The sequence below is a fragment of the Streptomyces sp. NPDC005808 genome, from assembly GCF_042871385.1.
Classification (GTDB): Bacteria; Actinomycetota; Actinomycetes; order Streptomycetales; family Streptomycetaceae; genus Streptomyces.
On record NZ_JBIAIK010000004.1, the window covers coordinates 277,149 to 302,626 of the forward strand.

Consider the following 25,478-nt stretch of genomic DNA (forward strand, 5'->3'; position numbering starts at 1 on the left):
GATCCTGCCAGTTGTGGCCGCCGACGAGGAGGCTCCGATACCGGAACGATTACGTAACCGCAGGTCAGCCGTATAAGGTGAGTTTTCCGGTCCGGATGTTCAGGTACGGGGAAAGTAAGGGGTGGAGGCCTTGAGTTCCGACTCAGGGGCACGCACGTCCTTCGCGGAGCGTCTCGCTCTGCTGTATAAGGAAGCTGGCAATCCTCCCCTCAACCGCGTGGCCGAGGCGGTCGTACGGCTTCAGCGGACCGACGAAAAGGGGCGGCCCGTACGGGTGTCCGCGCAGCGCATCAGTGACTGGCGACGGGCCAGGAACGTGCCTGCCCAGTTCGCCGCCCTCGCGGCGGTGCTGCAGATCCTGATCCCCGAAGCACGGCGCTCGCGGCCCGCACCGGTGTCCCCGGGCCTGTACGACCTGGCCCAGTGGCAGCGGCTGTGGGAGCAGGCCGTGGCCGACCCCGCCGGCGACCGCGCCTCGGCGGCCGCGGCATCGACCGCATCGGCGGAGGAGGAGCAGTCCGGCCTCGAAGCCCCGACCGGCGTCGGCGTGTGCCCGTACCGGGGACTGGCTTCGTACCGTCAGGAAGACGCGCGGTGGTTCTTCGGCCGCGAGCGGAGTACGGATGCCCTCATCGCTCAGCTCGGCGCGGCGGAGGACACGGGCGGCCTGGTCATGCTCGTGGGGGCCTCGGGGGCGGGCAAGTCCTCCCTGCTCAACGCCGGCCTGGTGCCCGCGCTCCGGGACGGCGCACGCGGCGGCGACAGCCCGGCCAGACTGGTCCTGCAACTCGTGCCGGGTGGCGATCCCCTCGCGGAGCTGACCGACAGGATCCCCGAGCTCGCGCAGATGGTGCCCGGCACACCGGAACCGGCGGCCAAGGATCCCGGCACTTCGCACTTCGCGCACGGCGTCCGCGAAGCCGTCACGGCATGGGCCCGGCGCGAAGCGGGCGGCGGCAGTCGTCCGGTCCTCATCGTGGACCAGTTCGAGGAGGCCTTCACCCTCTGCTCCGACGAGGCACAGCGCCGCGCCTTCGTCCAGGTCCTGCACGCCGCCTGCTCGCCCGCCGGCCCCGGTGAACCGGCCCCGGTGCTCGTGGTCCTGGGCATACGCGCCGACTTCTACGAGCAGTGCCTCAGATATCCCGAACTGTCCGATGCGCTGCAGCACCGTCACATGGTGCTCGGGCCGCTGGCCACCGCGGAGTTGCGCGAAGCGGTGACCGGCCCGGCCAAGGCCGTCGGTCTGGAACTCGAACCGGGGCTCGCTGAACTGATCGTCCGGGAGCTGAGCGCCGACGGCCCCCGCGGGACCCACGACGCCGGGGTGCTGCCGCTGCTCTCCCACGCCCTGCTCGCCACCTGGCAGCGACGGAAGGCGGGAAGGCTCACGCTGGCCGGTTACCGCGCGGCGGGCGGCATCCAGGGAGCGGTGGCCGCGACCGCCGAGCGGGCCTGGTCCGGTCTCGACCCGGCGGCACGCACGGCCGCGCGGCTGCTCCTGCTGCGGCTGGTCCGGCTGGGCGAGGACACGCAGGCCACCCGGAGGCGGGGGACGCGGCGGCAGCTGGCGGCGGAGTCGACGGATCCCGGCAAGACGGAGGAGTCGCTCGAAGCGCTGGTCCGCGCCCGGTTGGTGACACTCGACGCGGAGACCGTGGAGATCACCCATGAGGCGCTGCTCCACGCCTGGCCACGCCTGCGCGACTGGATCGACGAGGACAAGAACAGCAACCTGCTGCGTCAGCGGCTGGAGGAGGACGGCAGGGCCTGGGAGGACTCGAGCCGCGACACGTCACTGCTCTACCGGGGTTCGCGCCTCGAACAGGCCCGCGCCTGGGCGAAGTCCGCCGGGGACACCTTCCTCACACGGAGCGCGGTGGAGTTCCTGGCCGCTTCGGTCAGGCTGCGCAAGCGCACGGTCTGGATCGGCCGCGGCGCGGTGGCGGCTCTGGTCGTCCTGGCGATGCTGGCCGTCGGCTCGGCGGTGGTCGCGTGGCAGCAGCGCAACGACGCGGTGTTCGAGCAGGTGGTCGCCGAGGCCGATCGGGTCCAGTACACGGACCCGTCGCTGTCCGCTCAACTCGACCTGGTCGCCCACCGCCTGCGGCCCGACGACGAGGGCGCCAACAACCGGCTGATCTCGATCGTGAACGCACCGCTGGCCACACCGCTTCTCGGTCACACCGGCGCGGTCTACCTCACCTCGTTCAGTCCGAACGGACGGATCCTGGCCACCGCCAGCTACGACAGGACCGTACGGCTGTGGGACGTATCGGATCCGACGCGGCCCAAGCCACTGGGCGAACCCCTTACCGGGCACACGAGTTGGGTGAGCAGCGCGGTCTTCAGCCCGGACGGCAGCACCCTCGCCAGTGCAGCCGACGACGGCACGATCCGGCTGTGGAACGTACGGGATCCCGGCCACCCGCGCGCACTCGGTGCGCCGCTGACCGGTCACGGCGGCACGATCTACCTGCTCGCGTTCAGCCCGGACGGGCAGACGCTGGCCTCCGCCAACGAGGATCACGTCGTACGGCTGTGGGACGTGCGCGATGCGGCGCGCGCGAAGGCGCTCGGTGAGCTGACCGGTGCCACGGCCCCCGTGCGCTCCGTCGCGTTCAGTCCTGACGGGCAGACGCTGGCGGCCGGCGGCGACGATGACGCGGTCAGGCTGTGGGACGTGGCCGATCCGCGTCGGGCGAGGCGGATCGGCAAGGTGCTGACAGGCCACACGGACCTGGTGCACTCCGTGGCGTTCAGCCCCGACGGCCGCACGCTCGCGAGCGGCAGCGCGGACAACACCGTCCGGCTGTGGGACGTGGCCGACCCCGCGCGTGCCACGCAACTCGGCTCGCCTCTCACCGGCCACACCGGCCCCATCTGGTCGGTCGCCTTCAGTCCCGACGGGACGATGATCGCCGCCGCGAGCGCGGACAGTACGGCGAGCCTGTGGAACGTCAGCGACCCGGCCTTCCCCTCGCAGGTCGGCGAGCCCCTCGCGGGGAGCAGCGGCGAGATGTACGCCCTGGGCTTCAGCCCCGACGGCCGTACGCTCGCCACCGGGAGCGGTGACAGCAAGGTCCGCCTGTGGTCGCTCCCGGTGTCGGACATGATCGGCCGAATCGGCGCGTTCCGTCCGGACGGCCAGGTGCTGGCCACGGCCGCGCGTGACGGAAGGGTCCGGCTGTGGAACGTGGCGTCCCCCGACCGGCCCGCCGCACTGGGCGACGCGCTCACTCCCGCGGAGACCGAGGTGCGTTCACTGGCCTTCTCCCCGGACGGCCGCACTCTCGCGGTTCTGACGGCAAGCGCCGTACAGCTGTGGGACGTCACCGACCCGGCCCGGCCTGTCCCGTACGGGCCAGTCGAGCTGCGGACACGGTTCGCGGGCCCCGACACGCTGGCCTTCAGCCCGGACGGGCACACGCTGGCAACCGCCTACGAGGACCGCACCATCCAGCTCTGGGACACCGGGGACCCGTCCCGCCTCCGCCCGCTCGGCGAGCCGCTCGCCGGCCACAAGGGCTACGTCAACGCCCTCGTCTTCAGCCCGGACGGCAGCACGCTCGCCAGCGGCAGCGCGGACGACACGATCCGGCTGTGGAACGTTGCCGACCCCCGCCACGCCACCCAGCTCGGCGCACCGCTCACCGGGCATCCGGGGCCCATCAACGCGCTCGCCTACAGCCCGGACGGCCATACGCTGGCCAGCGGCAGCGACGACGACACGGTCCGGCTCTGGGACATCACCGACCCCCTCAGGGCGACCCCGCTCGGCTCACCCCTGACCGGTCACACCGAAGCCGTCGTGTCACTGACGTTCGGCCGGGACGGCCGCACCCTGGCGAGCGGCGGCAACGACAACACGGTCCGGCTCTGGAACGTCGCCGATCCGTCCGACGCCTCTCCCATCGGTCAGGCGATGAGCCCGAACGCAAAGACGGGCAATTTCTTGTCGTTCAGTCCCAAAAGCCACATGCTCGGAGTATCGAGCGGCGCCGATACCGTCCGGCTGTGGAACCTCGACGTCGACGAGGCAATTCACCGTATTTGCTCGACCACTCGGGGTGTTCTGACATCGGCGAAATGGCACGAGTATCTGCCTCGCCTCTCCTACGATCCCCCGTGCGACCAGTAGCGGAGCGGCACCGCCGACGCCCCCTGGAGTCCGGCCCGCCACGTGATCCCGATCACAACTTCTCGTTCCAGGTGTCCAGTCGGCTCCCGCCGCCCAACCAGCCTTGTTACCCTTGTGTCCGGCCCGATCGCTGGTGCATCCCCCGTCTCCAGCGGTCGGGTCCTTTCATGCCGACCATGAATCATGTCGGCATGCATTTCGATACCGGCCGCCGGTCCGTCCTTGTTGATACCGGCCGCCGCCTCCGGCATTGATCGATACCGGTCGCCGCATCTGCCCCTGATCGAGCATGCCGCCGATCAATTTCAGAAAGAATCTCCGAAAGAATTCGGCCTCAACGTGAAATTTCCAGTCACCAGGGCCTTCTGACGGGTCATAGGCTGAGGCCCGATCCGGAGCCGCTCTTCACGACTCCGCCGGAAAGGAGGTGACCGCTGCCGTGAGCCGGCGCATCACCGTCGTCACCGCCGTCCATGGGCCCTCGGCCCACTTCTTGCCGGAGGCCTACAAGTCGCTGTGCGAACAGGTGCTCCCGGACGGCTGGGAGTGGCACTGGCTGATCCAGGAGGACGGAAGGACCGACGCCGTCGCCCCGCACGTGCCGGAGGACGAGCGCGTGTCCTACCGCCCGGGCCGCCAAGGCCGTCCCGGCGGCCCCGGCATCGCCCGGACCCTTGCCCTCGCCCATGCCGACGGCGAGTACGTCAAGGTCCTGGACGCCGACGACCAGCTCGCTCCGGGCGCACTCGCCCGCGACCTGGCCGCCCTCGAAGGCGACCGCACCATCGGGTGGGCGACCTCCCGGGCCCTGGACGTCCTTCCCGACGGCTCCACCGCCGGCTTTCCGGGCGACCCCGGCAACGGGCCGATCGAGCGCGGGGCCGTGCTCGGCTTCTGGAAGTCGAACGGTTTCCGCGCGCAGGTGCACCCGGCCTCGCTCTTCGTACGGCGTGACCTGGTGCTCGCGCTCGGCGGGTGGATGGCCTTGCCGGCCTCCGAGGACACCGGCCTGCTCCTCGCGCTGAACGCCGTCAGCCGGGGATGGTTCTCGGCGGAGGTCGGACTCCTCTACCGGAAGTGGGAAGGGCAGGCGACGGGCCAGGCCTCGCACGTCGACCCCGCCGAACGAGACGCGCGGATGGCTGTAGTGGAGGCCAGGGCCAGGGCGCTGGCCTCATTCGGCTGGCGCTTCCCGGTCTCCGACTGAGCGCGGGTACGGATGCCCACCGGGACCGGACTGGGACCGGGGACCGGGACTGGGACCGGCACCGGCACCGGCACCGGCAGCGAGCACACCCGGCACGGGCACCGTAGCGAGGGCACACCCGGCACCGGCACCGGCACGGAAGCGAGGGCACCCGGCACCGGGACCGGCACCGGCGGAAGCGAGCACACCCGACACCGGCACCGGCACCGGCGGAAGCGAGCACACCCGACACCGGCACCGTAGCGAGGGCACAGCCGGCCCCCGGCGGCGGGCCGAGGACGACCTCAGACCAGCACCTCGACATCACGTCTGGAGAAGATCAAGTCGCTCTCGCCGAGCAGCGGCCCTCGCCACCGCACCGGAACACGCGGCGCGCCGCTCAGCGCACGCGGGTAGCTCTGCGGAGCGTAGTCGTTCTCCATCCGGTACACCTGGAAGCCGGCGCCGACCATCGTCTTCATCAACTCATCGGCCGAGTCACCGAGTTGAGCCATCCGCTCGGGCGTGACCTCGACCGAGATCTCGGCGTCGGGCCGAAGCCTGTCCAGCATGGGCGCCAGGCCGCGGACCACCTTTCCCTCCGCGCCCTCCACGTCAATCTTGATCACCCGGGCTCTGGCGACCTCCGAGGGGTCAAGCAGTTCGGGCAGCGGACGTGCCTCGATCTCGAAGGTGGATTCCGCCGGGCCGTCGTAGGGAACGATGCTGTTCGCCCCCATGTTGCGCGAGCTCGCCAGCACGAACGTCAGCGTCTGACGGCTGTCCGAGACAGCGGCGTTGACCGCGCGAAGATTGCGGCACTCGTTGAGCCGGGCCTCCTGCAACAGCCGTCGGTGGAACACCGGCGAGGCCTCGATCGCGACCACCTGGCCCTCCTCGCCGACGAGTTGCGAGGCCAGCACGCTGAACACACCGATGTTGGCTCCGACATCGATGAAACCGTCCCCCGGCTTCAACCGGCTCTGGAGCCAGTTCGTCATGTGCGGCTCCCACACTCCGAACAGATACAGGTACCTCTGGATCAGGTCCTGGGTGTCGACGGCGAACCGGGCGCCGAAGCGTGTCTCGACGACCCGGCGGCGCGGATGCTCCCTCAGGCGGGGATTGAGGAGACGCGCGGCAAGGAGCGCCTTGCCGAGCGAGCCCGGAGCACCACGCACATATCCGCGACCGAGGGTGACCAGGGCCTCCGAAAGGGGACTGCTCATCCGCTCACCTCTCCGCCGTCCGGCGGAAACCGTAGCGCGCCGACCCCTCCGAGGTCCCACCCGAGCCCGGAGCCTCGGCCACTGCCCAGCTACTACTCGCGTACTGCTCTCGTACTGCTCGCCTACTACTCGGCGATGACGATCGCCTGGGACGGACACCAGTCAGCCGCCTCCCGGACCTGCGGATCGTCGCCGCTGTCCTCGCGGCCCGGCAGGACGGATCCGTACCCGGGGTCCACCAGTGCGAAGACGGAGGGGACGCGGTGGGCGCAGTCGCCGGAGCCGTAGCAGACGTCGCGGTCGACGGAGACCTTCATTCGCACTCCAGTTGCAAGTGGCGCCGACCCCGGGAGCGGGCCGACGAGCCGGTCGGAAGCCGGCGGCATCCGGCTTCCCCCCTTGACTGCCCACCGGGCAATTACCTGAATCGATGCCGCCCCCGACGTCTACTTGCCCTGGTCAAACGGGAGTTGCAGCATCCGGATCGCGTTCCCGCGCAACAGCTTGTACGTCACGTCCGCGGAGAGCCCGGCCACGTGATCCGCCGCCACCTCCTTCGTGTGCGGCCAAGTCGAGTCGACGTGCGGGTAGTCCGTTTCGAAGGTCGCGTTGTCGACGCCCACGGTCTCGATGGACGCGATGCCGTGCTTGTCGCGGAAGAAGCAGCAGAAGATCTGCCGGTAGTAGTACGTCGAGGGAGGCTCAGGGATCAGGTCCTTCACCCCGCCCCACGCCCGGTGCTCCTCCCAGACGTCGTCGGCGCGCTCCAGGGCGTACGGGATCCAGCCCATCTGGCCCTCGCTGTACGCCAGTTTGAGACGCGGGAACTTCACCAGCACCCCGGAGAAGAGGAAGTCCATCATCGACGCCATGGCGTTGTTGAAGCTCAGCGAGGCCTGGACGGCCGGCGGCGCGTCCGGCGAGGCTGCGGGCATCTGTGACGACGAGCCGATGTGCATGTTGACCACGGTCCCGGTCTCCTCGCACACCGCGAAGAACGGGTCCCAGTAGCCGGAGTGGATCGACGGAAGCCCCAGGTACGTCGGGATCTCGCTGAAGGTCACCGCCCGCACGCCGCGGGCCGCGTTGCGCCTGATCTCCGCGACCGCGAGGTCGATGTCCCACAGCGGGATGAGGCACAGCGGGATCAGCCGCCCTCCGCTGTCGCCGCACCACTCCTCGACCATCCAGTCGTTGTAGGCGCGGACGCACGCGAGCGCGACCTCCTTGTCCTTGGCCTCCGCGAAGGTCTGCCCGCAGAACCGCGGAAAGGTCGGGAAGCAGAGCGAGGCCTCCACATGGTTGAGGTCCATGTCCTCCAGGCGCGCCTTCGGGTCCCAGCAGCCGCGCCGCATCTGCTCGCGCGTGATGCCGTCGAGGGTCATCTCGTCCCGCGAGAAGCCGACGGCCGCGATGATGCGTTTGTACGGGAAGACCTCGCCCTCGTACCTCCACCAGTCGGTGATCTGGCCCTTGGGATCCGTGCTGAACCGGTACTTCCCGCCGACGTACTGGAGGTCACCGATACCGGCGGTGAAGGGCTGCGGGCCCAGGTCGCGGTACTTGCCCGGAAGCCAAGTCTCGAAGAGGTGCGCGGGCTCGATCACGTGGTCGTCCACGCTGATGACCCTGGGGAGATCCCCGGTGCCGCTGTCGGTACTGACCACGTCCTACCCCCTGCTGCCTGTCGCTGTCTGTCGTTGCCTGTCGTTGCCTGTCGCTGTCTGTCGTTGCCTGTCGGATCCTCGACGGCCATTCAAATCTGACGGTCCATCAGATAACCAATTCAGGCTAGGCGACCGCTCCCCCGACAGCAAGAGCAAGGGCCTACGCCACCGCACGGCTCTGGCTTCCGCACGCCGTACCTGCCACAGGTCGCCCTCTCCGCTCGCCTCCCGTTCGGCCACGGCGTTTCTTTCCGATCATCCGAATCGTTGGTCCGGTCGTGTCCGCCCCTCCACCGCCCTGTCTGCATCCCGAGGGCATGCGAACGGAGAGCTCTGTGCGAATGACCGACATCCAGCGATGCGAGATCCGGCCCGGATGTCTCGTGGAGTGGACGTTGCATCCGAAGGCCGTCGAGGCGGCGGCCCAACTGCCGGAGGACGGCAGGCCACCCGCGTACGTGCAGGAGTCGCACGTCCGGACGGCGCGAACGGTGCGAGAGGACGGCTTGTTCGTACCCACCTGGCTGGGCACCGCGTTCGACATCCCGGGAAAGGTCGATCTCGACGTACTCCAACTCGCCTTGCGGGACTGGACACTTCGGCACGAGACGCTGCGCAGTGGGTTCCGCTGGGTCGGCGACGACATGCGCCGGTTCACGCTGGACGCGGAGGCGGTCGTACTGCACCGCGAGGACATCGGCGACTTCGCCGAAGCGGCCACGCTGACCCGGTATCTGCAGGACCGTTTCGACGTCGCGGCCGACGCGCTCAGCTGGCCGAACTTCATCTACACCGCGGTCGTACGGGAGGACGGCGCGAGCGTCTACATGGCGTTCGACCACAGCAACGTCGACGCGTACTCGCTCCACCGCATCGCCGCCGAGATCCACGAACTCTACGAAGCCGGCCTCGAAGGCCGCGCGTCAGCCGCCGCGCCGGTCGCCAGTTACGTCGACTTCTGCGCGATCGAGCGCGCGCAGGCCGACCAGATCGACGACACGCACGCGATCGTCGCCCGCTGGCGGGAGTTCATCGCCCAGTGCGACGGGAAACTGCCCGGCTTCCCCCTCGACCTCGGCCTCGACCCCGAAGGACCGTTGCCCGAACAGAAGTTCATGCACCAGATGCTGGTGGAAGACGCGGACGCGGCGGCCTTCGAGGCGTACTGCCGACCGTACGGCGGAAGCCTGATCGGCATTCTCGCGGCCACCGCCCTCATCGTCCGCGAGATCGGCGGGCAGGAGGTGTACCGCACCGTCGTGCCGTTCCACACCCGGGCGAAGTCCAAGTGGTCGGACTCGATGGGCTGGTACGTGGGCGGCGCGCCGATCGAGATCCCGGTGGCCCGCGCGACGGACTTCGACAGCGCGCTGGAGATGGTCCGCGCCGCACTGCGGGAGGGCCGGCCGCTGTCGCGGATGCCCATCGCCCGCGTGCTCCGCCTGCTGGGCTCCGACTTCCGGCCCACCTCCCCCGACCTGTACTCGATCGTCTCGCTCGTCGACTCGCGCGCCACCCCCGGCTCGGAGAGGTGGCGGGAACTCAAGGCGTACGGGCTGATCCGCGTCTCGTACGGCGACCAGGTGTGCGCCTGGCTCACCAGGGTCCACGAGGGCCTCCAGTTCGCCGGCCGCTACCCGGCCACCGACATCGCGTACAAGAACATGCGGCTGTACGCCGAGGGGCTGCGGGAGTACATCCTCTCGGTCGCGGGCAGCCGGGAGAAGGAGTTGGCTGCCCGCGCCCGGGGCTGAGACACCCTGCACCCCCGCGTACCCCCCCGTTGGGTGCGTGCGGAAGCTTGCGCCAAGAGGCCCGCCAACGGCCGTTCCCGACAAGCCTGGTGGAACCGCTCGTACTGGTGAGGCAGTCTTCTCTCCCGTGGGGAACCTTCCGTCTCAGAGCGCATCGAACGCATCGAACGCATCCAACGCATCAGGCACATCGCGCCCATCGAGCTCGCCGGGGGCGTCGGGCTCGATGGGCTCGTCGGGCTCGTCGGGCTCGTCGGCCGACGCCACCGCACACATGATCGTGTCCGGGGACGACGCCCTGGCGCACCGGCTGGCCGCCGAACTGCGCGGGGTGTACGGAGAACAGGTCACCCTGGTCGTGCCGCCCGCCCATCGCAGCGTGCGTCCGCCGGTGGTGGGGCGGACGCGGGCCACCGCGCTGTTCGACCGGGTGTCCGCCGCGGTGAACCGGGCCGCCGGCAACGGCGATCCGGCGAACGCCCGGACGGCCGAACCCTCGGGCGCCGAGCGCGTGTTGGAGGCCGCCGAACTCACCGAGTCGGTGCTCTCCGACGCCGGCGTCGAGCGGGCCGCCGCGCTGGCGCTGGTGTATGACGACGACGAGACGAACATCCGGGCCGCGCTCACCGCCCGGCGGCTCAACCCGCGGATCCGGCTGGTCCTGCGCCTCTACAACCGGCGCCTCGGCCAGCACATCGAGGCGCTCCTCGACCAGGCCTCGGCGTTGGCCGCCGCCGGAGAGGGCGGGGACACCGGCGGGTTCGACGCGTCCACCACCGTCCTGTCCGACGCCGACACCGCCGCGCCTGCACTGGCCGCGACCGCCGTGGCCGGCACCAGCAAGGTCGTCCAGACGGACGGGCTGATGCTGCGCGCGGTGGAACGCCCGCCGCCCGCCCCCGGGGAGGTCGCCGATCCCGGGCTGTGCACACTGGCGCTGCTGTCCGCCACGGCCAGCGACCCCGCGGGCGCCGACGGGTCCGAGAGCAGTGGCGCGCAGGGGCCCCGGCTGCTGCCCGACGAGAGTGCGATCGCGGCGGCCACCGGGCGCGGAACCGTCGTACTGGAGACCGTCTCCTACTCCGGGCCCTCCTCGCCCCCGGGGCGCAGCGTCGTGCCCATCGGCTCGCTGATGTCGCGCCGGCTGCGGTGGACTCTCGCCGGCCTGGTGGCGTGTGTGATCGGCCTGGCGGTCGCGTCGATGTTCGTCACGGGGGAGCATCCGCTGCGGGCCACGTATCTGACGCTGCTCGATCTCTTCGGCATCAACGACCCCGCCATCGGGCGGCCGATGGGGGAACAGGTACTGCAACTCCTCTCCGGACTCGTCGGTTTGCTGCTTCTTCCGGTGCTCCTCGCCGCCGTCCTCGAGGCGCTCGGTACCTTCCGCAGCGGATTCGCGCTGCGGAAGCCGCCGCGCGGACTGTCCGGGCACGTGGTGCTGCTCGGGGTCGGCAAGATCGGCACGCGCGTGCTGGCGCGCCTGCGTGAGCTCCACATCCCCGTCGTCTGCGTCGAGGCCGACCCCGAGGCGCGAGGGCTGGCGCTGGCCCGGCGCTTGCGGGTGCCCGTGGTGCTCGGGGATGTGACACAGGAAGGGGTACTGGAGGCCGCCAAGATCCATCGGGCCCACGCACTGCTCGCGTTGACCAGCGCGGACACGACGAATCTGGAGGCCGCGCTGTACGCCCGGACCGTGCAGCCCGATCTTCGTGTGGTGCTTCGGCTGTACGACGACGACTTCGCGACCGCCGTGTACCGGACCCTGCGGGCCGCGCATCCGGGTGCGCTCACCCGGAGCCGGAGTGTGTCTCATCTGGCGGCGCCCGCGTTCGCCGGGGCGATGATGGGGCGGCAGATCCTCGGGGCGATTCCGGTGGAGCGGCGGGTGTTGCTGTTCGCGGCGCTGGATGTGGGCGGGCATGCGCAGTTGGTGGGGCGGACGGTGGGGGAGGCGTTTCGGGCGGGGGCGTGGCGGGTGCTCGCGCTGGACACGGACCCGCGGCCTGCGTCGTCGCCGAGGTCCTCCTCGTCGCCGAGGTCCCCTCGGTCTTCTTCTGGGCTGGTGTGGGACCTTCCCTCCACGTACGTGCTGCGGGCTGAGGACCGGGTGGTGTTGGCGGCGACGCGGCGGGGGCTGGCGGAGTTGCTGGGGCGGCGGGCTCGGGCGCGGGCGGGGGCGTGAGGGGGCGTAGGGGTGGTTTTTTCGCCCCCTCCGCCCCTGCCCGTCCCTTGTCCCTGGGGCTCCGCCCCAGACCCCGCTCCTCAAACGCCGGAGGGGCTGAATCTTTCCCGGCCGGGGCTGAAATCTTTCAACCCCGGTCGAGCGGGAGATCTTTCAGCCCGTCCGGCGTTTGAGGACGAGGCCGTCCAGGCCGAAGCGGGGGTCCGGGGGCGGCAGCCCCCAGGTACGGGACGGGTAGGGGCGGAGGGGGCGAGCAAACCCCCGCTACCCGCCCAGGTGCCGCTCCGCGAAGTCCAGCTCCAGCCGGACCTGCTTGATGCGTTCGTCCACGACCAGGGAGCCGTGGCCCGCGTCGTAGCGGTAGACCTCGTGGACGGCGTCGCGGGCGGTGAGGCGGTCGACGTAGTTCTCGACCTGGCGGATGGGGCAGCGGGGGTCGTTGACGCCGGCCGAGATGTAGACGGGAGCCTTCACCGCGTCGACGTAGGTCAGGGGGGACGAGGCCGCGAAGCGTTCCGGGACCTCCTCCGGGGTGCCGCCGAGGAGGGTGCGGTCCATGGCCTTCAGCGCCTCCATCTCGTCGTGGTACGCCGTGACGTAGTCGGCGACCGGGACGGCGGCGATGCCGAGGGCCCAGAGGTCCGGCTGGGTACCCAGGCCGAGAAGGGTGAGGTACCCGCCCCAGGAACCGCCGGTGAGAATCAGGCGGTCGGGGTCGGCGAGCCCGGACGTCACCGCCCATTCGCGGACCGCCGCGATGTCCTCCAGCTCGATGAGACCGACGCGGTGCTTGAGCGCGTCCGTCCACTCACGCCCGTACCCGGTGGAACCGCGGTAGTTGACCCGCACCACCGCGTATCCGTGGTCCACCCACGCCGCCGGGCCCGCCGCGAACGAGTCGCTGTCGTGCCAGGTCGGGCCGCCGTGGATGTCGAAGACCGTGGGGAGCGGGCCACTCGCGCCCGCAGGCTTCTGGACGAGAGCGTGCACGCGGCCGCCGGGGCTCTCCACCCAGACGTCCTCCACCGGGACGGATCCCGGGGACTTCAGGCCCGGCGGGTCCAGGACCACGGCACCCGTCGTCGAACGGACCACCGACGGCTCGGCCGCCGACGACCACAGGTACTCCACCGTTCCGTCGGGTCGGGCCGTCGCCCCCGAGACCGAGCCCGGCGGGGTCGGCACAGGGGTCAGCTCATGGGACGCCAGGTCGTACTTCCACAGGTCGCTGCGGGCCTCGAAGCTGTGCGCGACGAGCAGCGCCGAGCCGTCCGGATACCACTCGGCGCCCACGTCGCCGGGCAGGTCGAGGACCAGCTCCGTCTCCGCGCCGGTCGCCACGTCCCACACCAGGGGCTCCCAACGGCCGCGCCGCTGATGCCCGATGAGCAGCCGCGTGTCACCTTCGACCGGGGCGAAGCCGAGGACCTCCAGGCCCAGCTCGACCGTGCCGCCCTTGGTGTCGTCGAGCTCCGCGACCGCCGAACCGTCCGGGCGCAGCACCCGCAGCGCCGAGTGCATCGCGTCGCCGTGCTCGGTGTGCTCGACAGCGATCAGCGAGCCGTCGTACGAGAGGTCGCCCACGCCCGCGGACTCCCGGTGACGGTAGATCTCCACGGGCTCCTCGCCGGTCCTGGCCACATGGATCGTCGAGCCGTCCTCATCGGTGGAACGCCCCACGACAGCCGTACGCCCGTCCCGGCCGATCGCGAGTCCCCCGGGGTAGGACGGCTCAAGGCCCGGGGCCGCCGGCTCGTCCGGACCGTCGGAGACAGGGGAACCCTCGAACGGCTGACGGCGCCAGATGCCGAACTCGTCGCCGTCCTTGTCGTCGAACCACCAGATCCACTCGCCGTCGGGCGAGAGCACCCCGTCCGTCGTGCCGTTGGCCCGGTCCGTGACCTGGCGCTGCTCCCCCGTCGCCCGGTCCCACGCGTACAACTCGTACGTCCCCGTCGCGTTCGAGACGAACAGCGAGCGGTGCGGTGCGTCCTCCGCCCAGTCCGGCAGCGACACCCGCGGCGCCCTGAAGCGCTTCTCCCAGTCCGGCATGGATCCGTCCTGCGCTGCGGCCGCTTTCCCCTGGATGGGCCCGTTGCTCTCAGTCATGGCCCCATAGTGCCTGGCCCGCCCGACAATCCGCTGCCGGGGTCCCCAGCCTGTGGATAACTTCCCGGCCGGGTGGGCCGGCCAAGGCCGATTGTCAGTGGGCGGGTGCAGACTTCGTGCCATGACCGAGCTGCGCAAAACAGTCGAGAGCTACTGGGCCGCCGCCGACGCCCGGGACTGGACCGCGTTCGCGGACACGCTGGCCGAGGACGTCGTCTACACCCTGCCGCAGACGCGGGAACTGATCAGCGGCAAAGAGAGGTACGTCCAGTTCAACCGGGAGTATCCGGGCGACTGGCACGTCCGGATCGAGCGCGTCATAGCCGAGCCGGGCCAGGCCGTCTCCTGGACCTGCGTCACGGTGGGCCTGGAGGAGATCCACGCCATCACGTTCTTCACGGCGGACGGATCGGGGCGAATAGCCTCGGTCACCGACTTCTGGCCGGAGCCGTACGAACCCCCGCCCGGGCGCGAGCACCTCACAGTGCGGTACTGACCCCGAGGCCCGGCCCCGCCCCGCGGCCCCGTACCTTGGAAGTCGTGTACCGGTTCCTGCTGACGCCCCGCTGGTGGGGGATCAACGTCTTCGTGCTGTTGGCCATCCCCTTCTGCATCTTCATGGGCTCATGGCAGTTGGGGCGGTTCGAGGACCGGGTGCAGACCAGTCGCGACGCGGACAAACAGGTGGAGGCGGCGAAGACGGAAGCGCCGCGCCCGCTGGCCGAGCTGCTGCCCGTCGACAAGAGCACGTCCGGCAATCAGGCCGTCGCGACCGGCCGCTACGCCGACCAACTACTCGTGCCGGACCGCGACCTGGGCGACCGGCAGGGCTTCTACGTACTGACGCTGCTGCGGACCGACGACGGCCGGGCGCTGCCCGTCGTCCGGGGCTGGCTGCCTGGCGAAGTGGACCCGTCGAAGGCTCCGGCCCCGCCCACCGGCGAGATCACGGTGACCGGCGCGCTCCAGGCGTCCGAGAGCCCGGGGTCGAACGGGGTGAGTGCCGTCGGCGGGCTGCCCAAGGGCCAGACCGGCGCGATCAGCGCGGCATCGCTGGTGAACCTGGTGCCGTACAAGGTGTACGACGCGTGGATCACCCTCGACAAGGCCGACAGCGGGATGACGGCCGTTCCCGCGACCGCCCCGCAGGACACCGGCCTGGACCTGAAGGCGTTCCAGAACCTCGGCTACACGGGTGAGTGGTTCGTCTTCGCGGGCTTCGTGCTCTTCATGTGGTTCCGGCTGCTGCGCCGCGAGGTGGAGTTCGCGCGGGACTCGGAACTGGGCCTGATCCCGGACGCGGATCCGGACGCGGATCCGGAAATCCCGGCCGGGGAACCGGTACCGGACACCGACGCCCGCACACCGGTCCGGTAGACCTTCCGCAGTCCTTCCCGTACCTCTTCCCGTACCTCTGCTGTCTCTGCTGTCTCTGCTGTCTCTGCTGTCTCTTCGAAGAGACGCGGGAACTTCAGGAACCGTCGGGCGCCAGCATCCCCGTGCGGTACACCGTTCCCGCGCACGCGTTGGAGATCGTCGTGGTCGCCGTGACCGTACCCGTCTGATCCGTGTGCGAGACGGTGACGCTGCCGTCGACCGACGCGTCCTCCGTGACCAACTGCGTCGAAGTGCCGCCCGAGTCCGTGGAGGTGCCGCCGATGGTGCCGTCCTCCGTCGGGGTCGGATCCGGTGAGGGCTCGATGGTCGGACAGGTCTCCGAGGGCACCCAGGCGAACTTCACGACGTACGAGATGCCCGGCTGAAGTACCGGCGAGGCGACCTCCGTGGAGGGGTCGGGCAGGCTGGTGGCCGCGTCGCCCGCCACATGGTTCACCACATTGACCTTGGTGGCGTCCGCCGCGCCCTGCGTGACGGTGGTCACGCTTCCCGCGCCGCTGACCGCGCACGCCGTGGTGGAGACGTTCGAAACGGCGAAGGAGCCGTAGATCGTGCCGGTGGAGTCCGGGTCGCCGAGGGTACTGGTGGCCCCGCCGAGCTGGTCCGCGGTGCACTGGGGCACGCTCATCGTCGAGGTCTCCGTCGGACCGGCGCCACCCGTGACGGCCCCGCTTCCCGCGTCCTTGGTCGCCTCCGGCGTGCTCGTCGTGCCTTCTTTGCCCGGCTCCTTGACCGTGTCGGAGGAACCGCCCACCCCGCGTTCCCCCCCGTCCTCGGTCTTGCCCTGGGCGGAGCCGCCCTGCGTCTGCGAGCTGTTGCCCGCGATGGACGGACTGGCGTTCGATCCCGAGGCGTTCGAGACGTGCAGCAGAGCCGGGACCGCTGTTCCGATGAAGAGCGCGGCGGCCGCCATACCGACCACGGCCTGCCGCTTGCGGGCTCGCCTGACCGGGACCGCTCGGCGCAGGTGGTCCAGGGTTCCGTCGGTGGGCTCGATCTCCTGGACGGCCTGACGCAGCAACAGCCGCAGCGTCTGCTCGTCCGGGCCGAGCCCTTCGAAGTCGTGCCCTGAGAAGTCGTGTCCTGCGGAGCCGAGCCCCCCGAAGCCAGGTCCGTCAGATCCGAGCCCTCCCGGGCCGTGTCCCTCCGAACTCCGGCCTGCCGCGCCCCGTTCCTCCGGGCCGGCTCCGTCGCGGCCGTGTGTTTCAGGGCCGTGATTCACAATTCCGTTCCCAGCGTGCGATTGCTTGTGCTCGTGTTCAGGGCGCCGGGGTTCCCCGGGACGCCATTGCTCGTCGTAACCGCTCATACCGGCGCCTCCATGGCAACACGGAGCGCCGCTATGCCGCGCGAGCCGTATGCCTTGACCGACCCCAGCGACACTCCGAGTGTCTCGGCGACCTGGGCCTCGGTCATGTCCGCGAAGTAGCGCAGGACCAGGACCTCGCGCTGGCGGCGCTGGAGTCCCTTCATCGCCTTGATCAGCGCGTCACGCTCCAACTGGTCGTAGGCGCCTTCCTCGGCGCTCGCCATGTCGGGCATCGGCTTGGAGAGGAGCTTCAGACCGAGGATGCGCCGCCGAAGGGCGGATCGCGAGAGGTTCACCACGGTCTGACGCAGATACGCGAGCGTCTTCTCAGGGTCCCGGACGCGTTTGCGCGCCGAGTGCACCCGGATGAAGGCCTCCTGGACGACGTCCTCGCAGGACGCGGTGTCGTCGAGCAGGAGTGCCGCGAGACCCAGAAGCGAGCGGTAGTGCGCACGGTAGGTCTCGGTCAGGTGGTCGACGGTGGTCCCGGCGGCCGTGCTGTCCTCGGCGCCGTCACGCTGGTCCGGGATGCGGGTGGGCCGCGCTGAGGGCATGGGCGCGATCACCGGCATGCCACCGGACGCACCGGGGCCGCGGAGTCGGCGGGGCGGACGCAGGGCGCTGCCCCTTGTCTGTACCGCTGTGAAATCGAGTACCTCTGCCACGCCAGTTGGACACGCGTCCCCCCGCCAGGGTTGTACGCATCAGGCGTCGCGTTTGCGTCAGGCACCCCTTTTGACAATGCGCCAAATGCCCTCATGCGTACCAGCCCATCCCCTATGTCCCGTTTTACCGCGACGCCCGACCACCCCCTGGACGGCGACCGCAAAGACGCTCCCCGCCCTCCGCGCGGTTGCGGAGGACGGGGAGGAAATCTTCGAACGACTGGTGACTCGTTTCAAGTGGTATGGACCATTACGTTCACCACACATCCGGCGGACCGTACCGGCCACATGAACGCCGGCAAGCCCGTCCGGACCACCGACCACCTGAAGACCGAGACGCCCGTACATACCCATCGGTCACCTGAAGACCGAAGGGCCCAGACACACCCGCCGACGAACTGAAGACCGGAGGGCCCAGACACACCCACCAGTCACCTGAAGACCGGAGAGCTCATGCAGGCGCACCGGCCACCTGAAGGCCGGCGCGCTCATTCGGATGCTCGCACCACACATCCATCGCAGATCCTACAAACGAATCCTGCTGTCGCCACCAGGATTCCGGTCAGGATTTCGGCTGGCGGACACCCGGAACGCAGAATTTAAGCTCTCGTGATCTCCGCGGCCACGAGCTCCGCGATCTGCGCTGTGTTCAATGCGGCACCTTTGCGCAAGTTGTCCCCGCAGACAAACAGTTCGAGTGCCGTCGAATCGTCCAGCGACCGGCGTACCCGGCCGACCCAGGTCGGGTCCGTGCCCACCACGTCGGCGGGCGTGGGGAATTCTCCGGCGGCCGGGTTGTCGAACAGTACGACGCCGGGCGCGGTGGCGAGGATCTCCCGCGCCTTGGCGACGGTGACCTCACCCTGGAAACGGGCGTGGACGGTGAGGGAGTGCGTGGTGACGACGGGGACGCGTACGCACGTCACGGCCACGGGAAGCGCGGGGAGCCCCAGGATCTTGCGGGACTCGTTGCGTACCTTCATCTCCTCCGAGGAGAAACCGTCATCGGCGAGGGACCCGGCCCACGGCACCACGTTCAGCGCCACCGGCTCCGGGAACGGCCCGGTGTTGTCCCCGACCACGCGCCGTACGTCACCGGGTTTGGTCCCCAGTTCCGTGCCCGCGACCAGCGACAGTTGCTGGCGCAGGGTGTCGATGCCCGCGCGGCCCGCCCCGCTCACCGCCTGGTAGCTGGACACCACCAGCTCGCGGAGCCCGAACTCGGCGTGCAGCGCGCCGAGCGCCACGATCATGGAGAGGGTCGTGCAGTTCGGGTTGGCGATGATCCCGCGCGGGCGGACGCGCGCCGCGTGCGGATTCACTTCCGGTACGACGAGGGGCACGTCCGCGTCCATCCGGAAGGCGCCGGAGTTGTCGACGACGACCACGCCCTTGGCGGCGGCGACCGGCGCCCACTGGGCGGCGATCTCGTCCGGTACGTCGAACATCGCGACATCGACCCCGTCGAAGGCCTCCTCCGTGAGGGCCACGACCTCGACCTCCTCACCGCGCAGGGCCAGCTTGCGGCCGGCCGAGCGCGGAGAGGCGATCAGACGGATCTCGCCCCAGATGTCGGCGTGCTGGGACAGGATCTGGAGCATGACCGTGCCGACGGCACCGGTCGCACCCACGACAGCGAGCGTCGGCCGTTCGGTCCGCGCCCCGGCACCGGTACGGGCCATCAGCGGCCCGTACCTCCGTACGAGAGGACGGTCATCGTCCGGTGCCTCCGTAGACGACGGCCTCGTCGCTGTCGGAGTCGAGCCCGAAGGCGGTGTGCACGGCGCGCACGGCCTCGTTCACGTCGTCGGCGCGGGTGACGACCGAGATGCGGATCTCGGAGGTCGAGATCAGCTCGATGTTCACGTTGGCCTGGGTCAGGGCCTCGAAGAAGCCGGCCGTGACACCCGGGTTCGTCTTCATACCGGCGCCGACGAGAGAGATCTTGCCGATCTGGTCGTCGTAGCGCAGGGACTCGAAGCCGATGACGTCCTTCGCCTTCTCCAGGGCGTCGATGGCCTTGCGGCCGTCGGTCTTGGGAAGGGTGAAGGAGATGTCGGTGAGACCCGTGGTGGCCGCCGACACGTTCTGCACGATCATGTCGAGGTTGATCTGGGCGTCGGCGATCGCGCGGAAGATCGAGGCGGCCTCGCCGGGCTTGTCCGGGACGCCGACGACCGTGACCTTGGCCTCGGAGGTGTCGTGCGCGACACCCGAGATGATGGCCTGCTCCACCTTCTGGTCCCCTTGCTGTGTCTTCAGAACGAGTGGTTCGCTGCTGACCCAGGTGCCCTGGAGTCCGCTGAAGGACGAGCGCACATGGATCGGGATGTTGTAGCGGCGCGCGTATTCCACACAGCGGTGGAGCAGCACCTTGGAGCCGGAAGCGGCGAGCTCCAGCATGTCCTCGAAGGCGATCCAGTCGATCTTCCGGGCCTTCTTGACCACTCGCGGGTCGGCGGTGAACACGCCGTCCACGTCGGTGTAGATCTCGCACACCTCGGCGTCGAGGGCCGCCGCCAGCGCGACGGCGGTCGTGTCCGACCCGCCGCGTCCGAGTGTGGTGATGTCCTTCTTGTCCTGCGAGACGCCCTGGAAACCGGCGACGATGGCGATGTTGCCCTCGTCGAGCGCCGTACGGATACGGCCCGGCGTGACGTCGATGATCCGCGCTTTGTTGTGGACCGAGTCGGTGATGACACCTGCCTGGCTGCCCGTGAACGACTGGGCGCTGTGGCCCAGGTTCTTGATCGCCATGGCCAGCAGCGCCATGGAGATCCGCTCTCCCGCGGTCAGCAGCATGTCGAACTCCCGCCCGCTTGGCATCGGAGACACCTGCTCGGCGAGATCGATCAGTTCGTCCGTCGTGTCGCCCATCGCGGAAACGACCACGACCACCTGGTGGCCGTTCTTCTTCGCTTCCACGATCCGCTTGGCGACACGCTTGATGCCCTCGGCATCGGCTACGGAGGAACCTCCGTACTTCTGCACGACAAGGCCCACGCGCGCTCCTCGATCAATCCGTCCCTGCACCGCACAACTGCGGTCGGCTCAGTCTAACGAGCGGCCGGAATTCCCCTCCGGGGTATCGCATCGTGAGATGTCCCGCCCACGTAGTGATCACCCGGTCCGTCAGGTCAGCGAGGTCCTCCGGCCGCTCCGGACGGCACCTGCCCGCAGCCGGGACCCGTCACTCGGGAAAGTGCGCGGCGTCACACGGGGGAGGTCTGACTCAACTTTCAAGCACCGGGTTCGACCGCCCGCGTACTCCGTGTCCGCGACGGGGGCGCTGCCGCAGCCGCTGCCGCTGGCGTTACCGCTGCGGAAACTCGTCGAGGAGCGGCTGAGCGTGTGAAGGAGCCGACGGTGTTCGACCAGGGCCCCCGGATGGCGGGCACGCGCAGCAGTCCGGCAGTCCCGTACCTACGACCGCTTCTGGCGCGGCCAGAGCCTGACCGGGCGCCCCGGCCCCGGCTCCGGCTCCGGGCTCCGGCTCCGGGCTCCGGCCTCGGCCTCGCCGCCGTCGAACAGCTGGTGCCGGACGGCGGCGGGGCCGTGGCGTTGCGGAACGCTCCCGGGGCGGCCTGTGCGTCGGGGTCAGCTTGCGGCCGGCAGCAGCGAGGAGTGGTGGTTCTCGATCAGCCAGTGGCCGTTCACCTTCTCGTACTCGAACGTGTAGCGCGCCTCGACGGTGCTCTGCACGCCGGTATCGGGATCGGTGAGCTGGAACTCGTAGAGCCCCGTGTCGATGGCCTCGTTGGCGTCGAGAACCTTGATCACGGTCTGGACCTTCGAGGCCACGGGCTTCTTGGCGAGGAAGCCCTCCATGTAGTCGATGATCCCCGCGCGGGTCGTACGGATTTCGGGCGAGAGGGTGGGGAGCAACACCGCGTCGCTCGCGTACCGGTCGGCGACGATCTCCGGGTCGCCCGTCTCCAGCGCAGCTCTCCAGCCATTGAAGAGGCCGGCGATCTCCGCGGTGGTGGGCGCGGTGCTCTTCGCCTCCGGGCTGGCCGTGCTGACGCCGACGGTGATGGTGCCGGCGGCGACCAGGGCCGCGGCGGTGGCTATGGCCACGCGAGTCCGTATGTGACGCATCACAACTCCTGTACAGGTTAAGTGAGTTGCTCCCGCTTGGTGCCTTCCGGGAGCGCTTCCACTTTCCTCTCGTACTGGCAAAGACCCGCCCAAAAAACGATCAGCGCCTGGCCAAGACTTCCCGGGGATTCAGGGGGAGCCCCGGCCGGCGCGGTCAATCGTGACGGTCAGCCCGCGGCCGGAAGCAGAGAGGAGTGGTGGTCGACGATGAGCCACTCGCCGTCACGCTTCTCGTACGGGTGAACCCCAGGTACGCGAGAACACCCGCTTCTGGCATGCGCGTTCGGGCTCCTTCGCGGGCGCGCAAAGGGGCCCGCTCCTGGCGGGCCCTGGGGTATGCGGGCATCATGTGAGGCTCAACGTCGACGATCTCGGGGGAAGAGTGCTGGCCGAACGACGCCCGCAGACCGGCCTGCTTCTGGCTACCTGCCTCGGCGCAGGTGTGGCTCTCCTGGCCGCGGCCATGCGGACTCAGGAACTGACTCCCGTCCTGGCCAGTGCGGCGCTGCTCCTGATCTCGGTTGCCTACCTGATCTGCGGCGCGATACGCGGGAGACGACTCGGCCACGGGGCGCCAGGTCAGACTCCCTTCTTCCCTGAATTCGACGGCAGGCAGAGCGAATTCCCGCGGTATGCGAGTTCGCCCGAGCCTGAGCGCGGGTCTATGCGGGGATCTGCGCCTCCGGCCGGTTCTGCGCCTCCGGCCGGTTCTACGCCTCAGGCGGGTCAGTCCGGCCCTGGGTCCGGTCCTGGGTCCGGTCCTGGGTCCGGCCCTGGGTCCGGTCCTGGGTCCGGTCCTGGGTCCGGTCCTGGGTCCGGTCCTGGGTCCGGTCCTGGGTCCGGTCCTGGGTTCGGGCCTGCGCCTGGTCCTGAGCCTGTGCCTGCTCCCGTGAGCGACAAGCCTCGCCTACTCACCGTGCTTGCTGAACTGGCGGGAATCCTAAGCCTTCTCGTATCAGTGATCGCGTTGGTCAGGGGATGAAGACGCCGCCCACCTCCGGGTCGGCCGACAGGTCGCTGGCGAACGGGCCTTCCGTGAGGGCGGACCGCTCGTGATCGCGGGTCTCCAGCAGCGCCATGGGCCCCAAGAGCGCGGCGCTGACGGCCCGTTCGAAGGGCAGCACCTGCAACGAGACGTTCCGCGGGCGCGACACCTCCAGCAGGTGGCGCAGCTGCTCGGCGTCCGCCTGGGGGCCGCGCAACACCGCCTCGTAGAGGACGAAGCTCAGGGCCACCGGCGGTCTGCGCTCCGTGAGGATGGCCTGCCGCTCCGTCCGGGCCGCGATCCGGGCATCAACTCCGCGTCACGGGCGTCCACTTCGACGCCGTACGGATCGAGGGCGTACGAGGGGAACGCGTCGCCGGCCTGATCGTCGAGGCGGCGGAGGGCGGGGACGCCGGACCGATCGTCTGCGAGGCGACCGGGTACCGGTGGATGTACTTCCTGCTCGCTCCGGGGGAGGTACGGCGGCACGACTGGCCCCTCGGCGTGCAGCAGTTCGGCGGGAGGAGCACGGTGTCTCTCACCTACATCGGGATCCCGGCGCTGGACGGGAACACCTGGCCGCTGCGGTGGTACAGCGAGCCGACGCCCGAAGTGCCGTATGTGGACGCCGAGTCGCTGCTCGTCGCGGCGGCGGGCCGGTCGGGCTGAGCTCGTGTTCGTGGACCGGTGGCGGAGATGGGGTGCGGGCTGGTCGCGGAGATGGGGTGCGGGCTGGTGGCGGAGGGGGTGCGGGCTGGTGGGACAAATCTGCCGATTACCCGGTCAGTCCTGCACAGCCACGCCCGCCACCTGCGGTTTTCCGCGAGCTTCGGCGGCTCAAGGCCCCCTGGGGGCCTTGATTGGCAGATTTGTGCCACGCACCCATGCAGGCAGGCGCCTACTTGACCGTCCGCAGCCCCAGCGGTTCCGCGATCTCCTCTGCCATGACCTTGCCCGCTGCCTCCGCGAGGGCTTCCTCGCCGAGGTCCTGGTCGGTGTCGAGGCCGTCCAGTTCTTCGAGGGGCTGGTTGAGGCGGACGTGGGCGACCACGGACTGGAGAGCGCGGAGGGTTGCGGAGGCGGTGGAACCCCAGTTGGAGAAGTAGGAGAACTGCCACCACCAGAGGGCTTCCGTGGTGCGGCCGGCGCGGTAGTGGGCCATGCCGTGGCGGAGGTCGGCGATGACGTCGGCGAGGTCGTCGGAGATGCGGGCCGGGACCGGGGCCTTGCGCGGCTCGTAGGGGTCGAAGACCTCCGAGTAGACGTCGATCGGCTCCAGCATCACCGCCAGACGCTCGCGGAGATCGTCCACGTCGGGCTCCGGGCCCAGGTCGGGCTCGTAGCGCTCGTCGGGAAGGATGTCCTCGTGCGCGCCGAGGCGGCCGCCGGCCAGCAGGAGCTGGGAGACCTCCAGGAGGAGGAAGGGGACCGCCGAGTCCGGCTCGTCGCCCTTCGCCACCTCGGAGACGGCGACCAGGAAGCTCTCCACCTGGTCCGCGATCTGGACCACGAAATCGTCCGGATCCTGGCTGGTCGCGTGAAGCGTGGCGTCAGACATCTAGGAGTCGTCTCCCCTCGAAGGCGCGGCCGAGCGTGACCTCGTCCGCGTATTCCAGGTCGCCACCCACCGGGAGGCCGCTGGCCAGGCGGGTGACCTTGAGGCCCATGGGCTTGATCATGCGGGCGAGGTACGTGGCCGTGGCCTCGCCCTCCAGGTTCGGGTCCGTGGCGAGGATCAGCTCCGTGACCACACCGTCGGCCAGTCGGGCCAGCAGTTCCCTTATACGCAGGTCGTCCGGGCCCACACCCTCGATCGGGCTGATCGCTCCGCCCAGGACGTGGTACTTGCCCCGGAACTCGCGGGTGCGCTCGACCGCCACGACGTCCTTCGGCTCCTCGACCACGCAGATGACCGACAGGTCGCGGCGCGGATCGCGGCAGATGTTGCACAGCTCCTCCTGCGCGACATTCCCGCAGGTAGCACAGAAGCGGACCTTCGCCTTGACCTCCATGAGGCACTGCGCGAGACGGCGGACGTCCGTCGGCTCGGCCTGGAGGATGTGGAAAGCGATCCGCTGCGCGCTCTTGGGACCGACGCCGGGGAGCCGCCCCAACTCGTCGATGAGGTCCTGGACCACGCCTTCGTACAACGGACTGCCTTTCCTGGGTCCTCACGTGCGTGCTTCGGCGGTACGTACGTAAGTACCGTAGTTGGCCCTTGCCCCTCTTAGAAAGGCAGACCACGTCTCAGAAATGAGACGCCGTGTCTCAGAACTGCACGCCGTGTCTCAATCGGCACGCCGTGTCTCAGAACGGCAGGCCGGGGATACCGCCGCCGCCGAGGCCCTGGGCGAGCGGGCCGAGCTTCTGCTGCTGGAGCGCCTGCGCGTTCTCGTTCGCCGCCTGGACCGCCGCGACGACCAGGTCCGCGAGGGTTTCGGTGTCGTCCGGGTCCACGGCCTTCGGGTCGATGACCAGGGCCCGCAGCTCACCGGAACCCGTCACCGTCGCCTTCACCAGGCCGCCGCCCGCCTGACCGTCGACCTCGGTGCGCGCGAGTTCCTCCTGCGCGTTCGCGAGGTCCTGCTGCATCTTCTGGGCCTGCTGGAGCAGCTGCTGCATGTTGGGCTGGCCACCACCGGGAATCACGATCAGCTCCTGGTTTCGTACGGCTGTGAGTGCGGGTTTTCCCTCTCGGCACGAGCCTACGTGGTCCGCGGGGCCATCGCTCAAGCACTCTTTCGAGTGAGAC

At 69.8% G+C, this 25,478-nt stretch carries 21 protein-coding genes; 7 read left to right on the forward strand and 14 right to left on the reverse strand.

Annotated features, from left to right (window positions below; translation table 11 throughout):
* Positions 1 to 121: 121 nt before the first annotated feature.
* Positions 122 to 4,141, forward strand: coding sequence for an AAA family ATPase (locus tag ACFYPC_RS11670; protein WP_388673893.1), 4,020 nt, complete (start codon positions 122 to 124; stop codon positions 4,139 to 4,141).
* Positions 4,142 to 4,580: 439 nt separating this feature from the next.
* Positions 4,581 to 5,348, forward strand: a complete 768-nt coding sequence (locus tag ACFYPC_RS11675) for a glycosyltransferase family 2 protein (protein ID WP_388673895.1) — start codon at positions 4,581 to 4,583, stop codon at positions 5,346 to 5,348.
* 284 nt (positions 5,349 to 5,632) lie between these two features.
* Here ACFYPC_RS11675 and ACFYPC_RS11680 read toward each other — a convergent pair whose 3' ends face one another.
* The 3 genes from ACFYPC_RS11680 to ACFYPC_RS11690 form a co-directional block, all read right to left on the reverse strand.
* A complete protein-coding gene (locus ACFYPC_RS11680) occupies positions 5,633 to 6,556 on the reverse strand; it encodes an FkbM family methyltransferase (protein WP_388673897.1) in 924 nt (307 codons plus the stop codon).
* 125 nt (positions 6,557 to 6,681) lie between these two features.
* A complete protein-coding gene (locus ACFYPC_RS11685) occupies positions 6,682 to 6,873 on the reverse strand; it encodes a ferredoxin (protein WP_388673899.1) in 192 nt (63 codons plus the stop codon).
* Between the two features lie 129 nt (positions 6,874 to 7,002).
* Complete coding sequence (locus tag ACFYPC_RS11690; protein WP_388673901.1) at positions 7,003 to 8,223, reverse strand: amidohydrolase family protein; 1,221 nt, start codon at positions 8,221 to 8,223, stop codon at positions 7,003 to 7,005.
* A gap of 341 nt (positions 8,224 to 8,564) precedes the next feature.
* Between ACFYPC_RS11690 and ACFYPC_RS11695 the strand changes: the two genes are divergently transcribed.
* On the forward strand, positions 8,565 to 9,977 hold the full coding sequence (locus ACFYPC_RS11695) for a condensation domain-containing protein (RefSeq protein WP_388673903.1): 1,413 nt from the start codon (positions 8,565 to 8,567) through the stop codon (positions 9,975 to 9,977).
* Between the two features lie 144 nt (positions 9,978 to 10,121).
* On the opposite strand, the gene ACFYPC_RS11700 is transcribed toward ACFYPC_RS11695, so the two are convergent.
* Positions 10,122 to 10,244, reverse strand: a complete 123-nt coding sequence (locus ACFYPC_RS11700; RefSeq protein WP_388673905.1) for a hypothetical protein — start codon at positions 10,242 to 10,244, stop codon at positions 10,122 to 10,124.
* A 7-nt stretch (positions 10,245 to 10,251) separates the two neighbouring features.
* On the opposite strand from ACFYPC_RS11700, the gene ACFYPC_RS11705 reads away from it, so the two are divergent.
* Positions 10,252 to 12,162: an NAD-binding protein gene (locus tag ACFYPC_RS11705; protein ID WP_388673907.1), complete on the forward strand. Its 1,911-nt coding sequence runs from the start codon at positions 10,252 to 10,254 to the stop codon at positions 12,160 to 12,162.
* 264 nt (positions 12,163 to 12,426) lie between these two features.
* On the opposite strand, the gene ACFYPC_RS11710 is transcribed toward ACFYPC_RS11705, so the two are convergent.
* Positions 12,427 to 14,271 (reverse strand): prolyl oligopeptidase family serine peptidase, encoded by a 1,845-nt coding sequence (locus tag ACFYPC_RS11710; RefSeq protein ID WP_388673909.1) that lies wholly within the window; start codon positions 14,269 to 14,271, stop codon positions 12,427 to 12,429.
* A 121-nt stretch (positions 14,272 to 14,392) separates the two neighbouring features.
* On the opposite strand from ACFYPC_RS11710, the gene ACFYPC_RS11715 reads away from it, so the two are divergent.
* Positions 14,393 to 14,767, forward strand: a complete 375-nt coding sequence (locus ACFYPC_RS11715; RefSeq protein ID WP_388673911.1) for a nuclear transport factor 2 family protein — start codon at positions 14,393 to 14,395, stop codon at positions 14,765 to 14,767.
* Positions 14,768 to 14,811: 44 nt separating this feature from the next.
* On the forward strand, positions 14,812 to 15,648 hold the full coding sequence (locus tag ACFYPC_RS11720) for an SURF1 family protein (RefSeq protein ID WP_388673913.1): 837 nt from the start codon (positions 14,812 to 14,814) through the stop codon (positions 15,646 to 15,648).
* Positions 15,649 to 15,742: 94 nt separating this feature from the next.
* Here the strand turns inward: ACFYPC_RS11720 and ACFYPC_RS11725 are convergent, their stop codons facing one another.
* The 6 genes from ACFYPC_RS11725 to ACFYPC_RS11750 all read right to left on the reverse strand — a co-directional run bounded on the left by ACFYPC_RS11725 (position 15,743) and on the right by ACFYPC_RS11750 (position 23,027).
* Complete coding sequence (locus ACFYPC_RS11725) at positions 15,743 to 16,690, reverse strand: hypothetical protein (protein ID WP_388673915.1); 948 nt, start codon at positions 16,688 to 16,690, stop codon at positions 15,743 to 15,745.
* Positions 16,691 to 16,974: 284 nt separating this feature from the next.
* Positions 16,975 to 17,550 carry a SigE family RNA polymerase sigma factor gene (locus ACFYPC_RS11730; RefSeq protein WP_388673917.1) on the reverse strand — a complete coding sequence of 192 codons (576 nt, stop codon included), beginning with the start codon at positions 17,548 to 17,550 and terminating at the stop codon, positions 16,975 to 16,977.
* A gap of 692 nt (positions 17,551 to 18,242) precedes the next feature.
* Entirely contained in the window at positions 18,243 to 19,325 is a 1,083-nt protein-coding gene (locus ACFYPC_RS11735; RefSeq protein WP_388673918.1) for an aspartate-semialdehyde dehydrogenase, read from the reverse strand.
* Positions 19,326 to 19,356: 31 nt separating this feature from the next.
* Positions 19,357 to 20,646, reverse strand: a complete 1,290-nt coding sequence (locus tag ACFYPC_RS11740; RefSeq protein WP_388673920.1) for an aspartate kinase — start codon at positions 20,644 to 20,646, stop codon at positions 19,357 to 19,359.
* A gap of 594 nt (positions 20,647 to 21,240) precedes the next feature.
* Positions 21,241 to 21,744 (reverse strand): SgcJ/EcaC family oxidoreductase, encoded by a 504-nt coding sequence (locus ACFYPC_RS11745; RefSeq protein ID WP_388673922.1) that lies wholly within the window; start codon positions 21,742 to 21,744, stop codon positions 21,241 to 21,243.
* 968 nt (positions 21,745 to 22,712) lie between these two features.
* Complete coding sequence (locus ACFYPC_RS11750) at positions 22,713 to 23,027, reverse strand: Scr1 family TA system antitoxin-like transcriptional regulator (RefSeq protein WP_388674325.1); 315 nt, start codon at positions 23,025 to 23,027, stop codon at positions 22,713 to 22,715.
* 149 nt (positions 23,028 to 23,176) lie between these two features.
* Between ACFYPC_RS11750 and ACFYPC_RS11755 the strand changes: the two genes are divergently transcribed.
* A complete protein-coding gene (locus ACFYPC_RS11755) occupies positions 23,177 to 23,395 on the forward strand; it encodes a hypothetical protein (RefSeq protein WP_388673924.1) in 219 nt (72 codons plus the stop codon).
* Between the two features lie 229 nt (positions 23,396 to 23,624).
* Here ACFYPC_RS11755 and ACFYPC_RS11760 read toward each other — a convergent pair whose 3' ends face one another.
* The 3 genes from ACFYPC_RS11760 to ACFYPC_RS11770 all read right to left on the reverse strand — a co-directional run bounded on the left by ACFYPC_RS11760 (position 23,625) and on the right by ACFYPC_RS11770 (position 25,375).
* The gene (locus ACFYPC_RS11760; RefSeq protein WP_388673926.1) at positions 23,625 to 24,284 is read right to left on the reverse strand and encodes a DUF5063 domain-containing protein; all 660 of its coding nucleotides are present in this window, start codon (positions 24,282 to 24,284) and stop codon (positions 23,625 to 23,627) included.
* The gene (gene recR / locus ACFYPC_RS11765; protein WP_086772885.1) at positions 24,277 to 24,876 is read right to left on the reverse strand and encodes a recombination mediator RecR; all 600 of its coding nucleotides are present in this window, start codon (positions 24,874 to 24,876) and stop codon (positions 24,277 to 24,279) included. The genes ACFYPC_RS11760 and recR overlap by 8 nt, the downstream gene beginning before the upstream one ends.
* Before the next feature lie 157 nt (positions 24,877 to 25,033).
* Complete coding sequence (locus ACFYPC_RS11770) at positions 25,034 to 25,375, reverse strand: YbaB/EbfC family nucleoid-associated protein (RefSeq protein WP_388673928.1); 342 nt, start codon at positions 25,373 to 25,375, stop codon at positions 25,034 to 25,036.
* Positions 25,376 to 25,478: the final 103 nt, after the last annotated feature.

What these genes read in the sequence shown, in the direction of transcription:
- ACFYPC_RS11680 (WP_388673897.1), bottom strand. Translation starts at nt 6,556, where the DNA reads ATGAGCAGTCCCCTTTCGGAGGCCCTGGTCACCCTCGGTCGCGGATAT.
- ACFYPC_RS11685 (WP_388673899.1), bottom strand. Translation starts at nt 6,873, where the DNA reads ATGAAGGTCTCCGTCGACCGCGACGTCTGCTACGGCTCCGGCGACTGC.
- ACFYPC_RS11695 (WP_388673903.1), top strand. Translation starts at nt 8,565, where the DNA reads ATGACCGACATCCAGCGATGCGAGATCCGGCCCGGATGTCTCGTGGAG.
- ACFYPC_RS11705 (WP_388673907.1), top strand. Translation starts at nt 10,252, where the DNA reads ATGATCGTGTCCGGGGACGACGCCCTGGCGCACCGGCTGGCCGCCGAA.
- ACFYPC_RS11710 (WP_388673909.1), bottom strand. Translation starts at nt 14,271, where the DNA reads ATGACTGAGAGCAACGGGCCCATCCAGGGGAAAGCGGCCGCAGCGCAG.
- ACFYPC_RS11715 (WP_388673911.1), top strand. Translation starts at nt 14,393, where the DNA reads ATGACCGAGCTGCGCAAAACAGTCGAGAGCTACTGGGCCGCCGCCGAC.
- ACFYPC_RS11730 (WP_388673917.1), bottom strand. Translation starts at nt 17,550, where the DNA reads ATGCCGGTGATCGCGCCCATGCCCTCAGCGCGGCCCACCCGCATCCCG.
- ACFYPC_RS11735 (WP_388673918.1), bottom strand. Translation starts at nt 19,325, where the DNA reads ATGGCCCGTACCGGTGCCGGGGCGCGGACCGAACGGCCGACGCTCGCT.
- ACFYPC_RS11755 (WP_388673924.1), top strand. Translation starts at nt 23,177, where the DNA reads ATGTACTTCCTGCTCGCTCCGGGGGAGGTACGGCGGCACGACTGGCCC.
- ACFYPC_RS11760 (WP_388673926.1), bottom strand. Translation starts at nt 24,284, where the DNA reads ATGTCTGACGCCACGCTTCACGCGACCAGCCAGGATCCGGACGATTTC.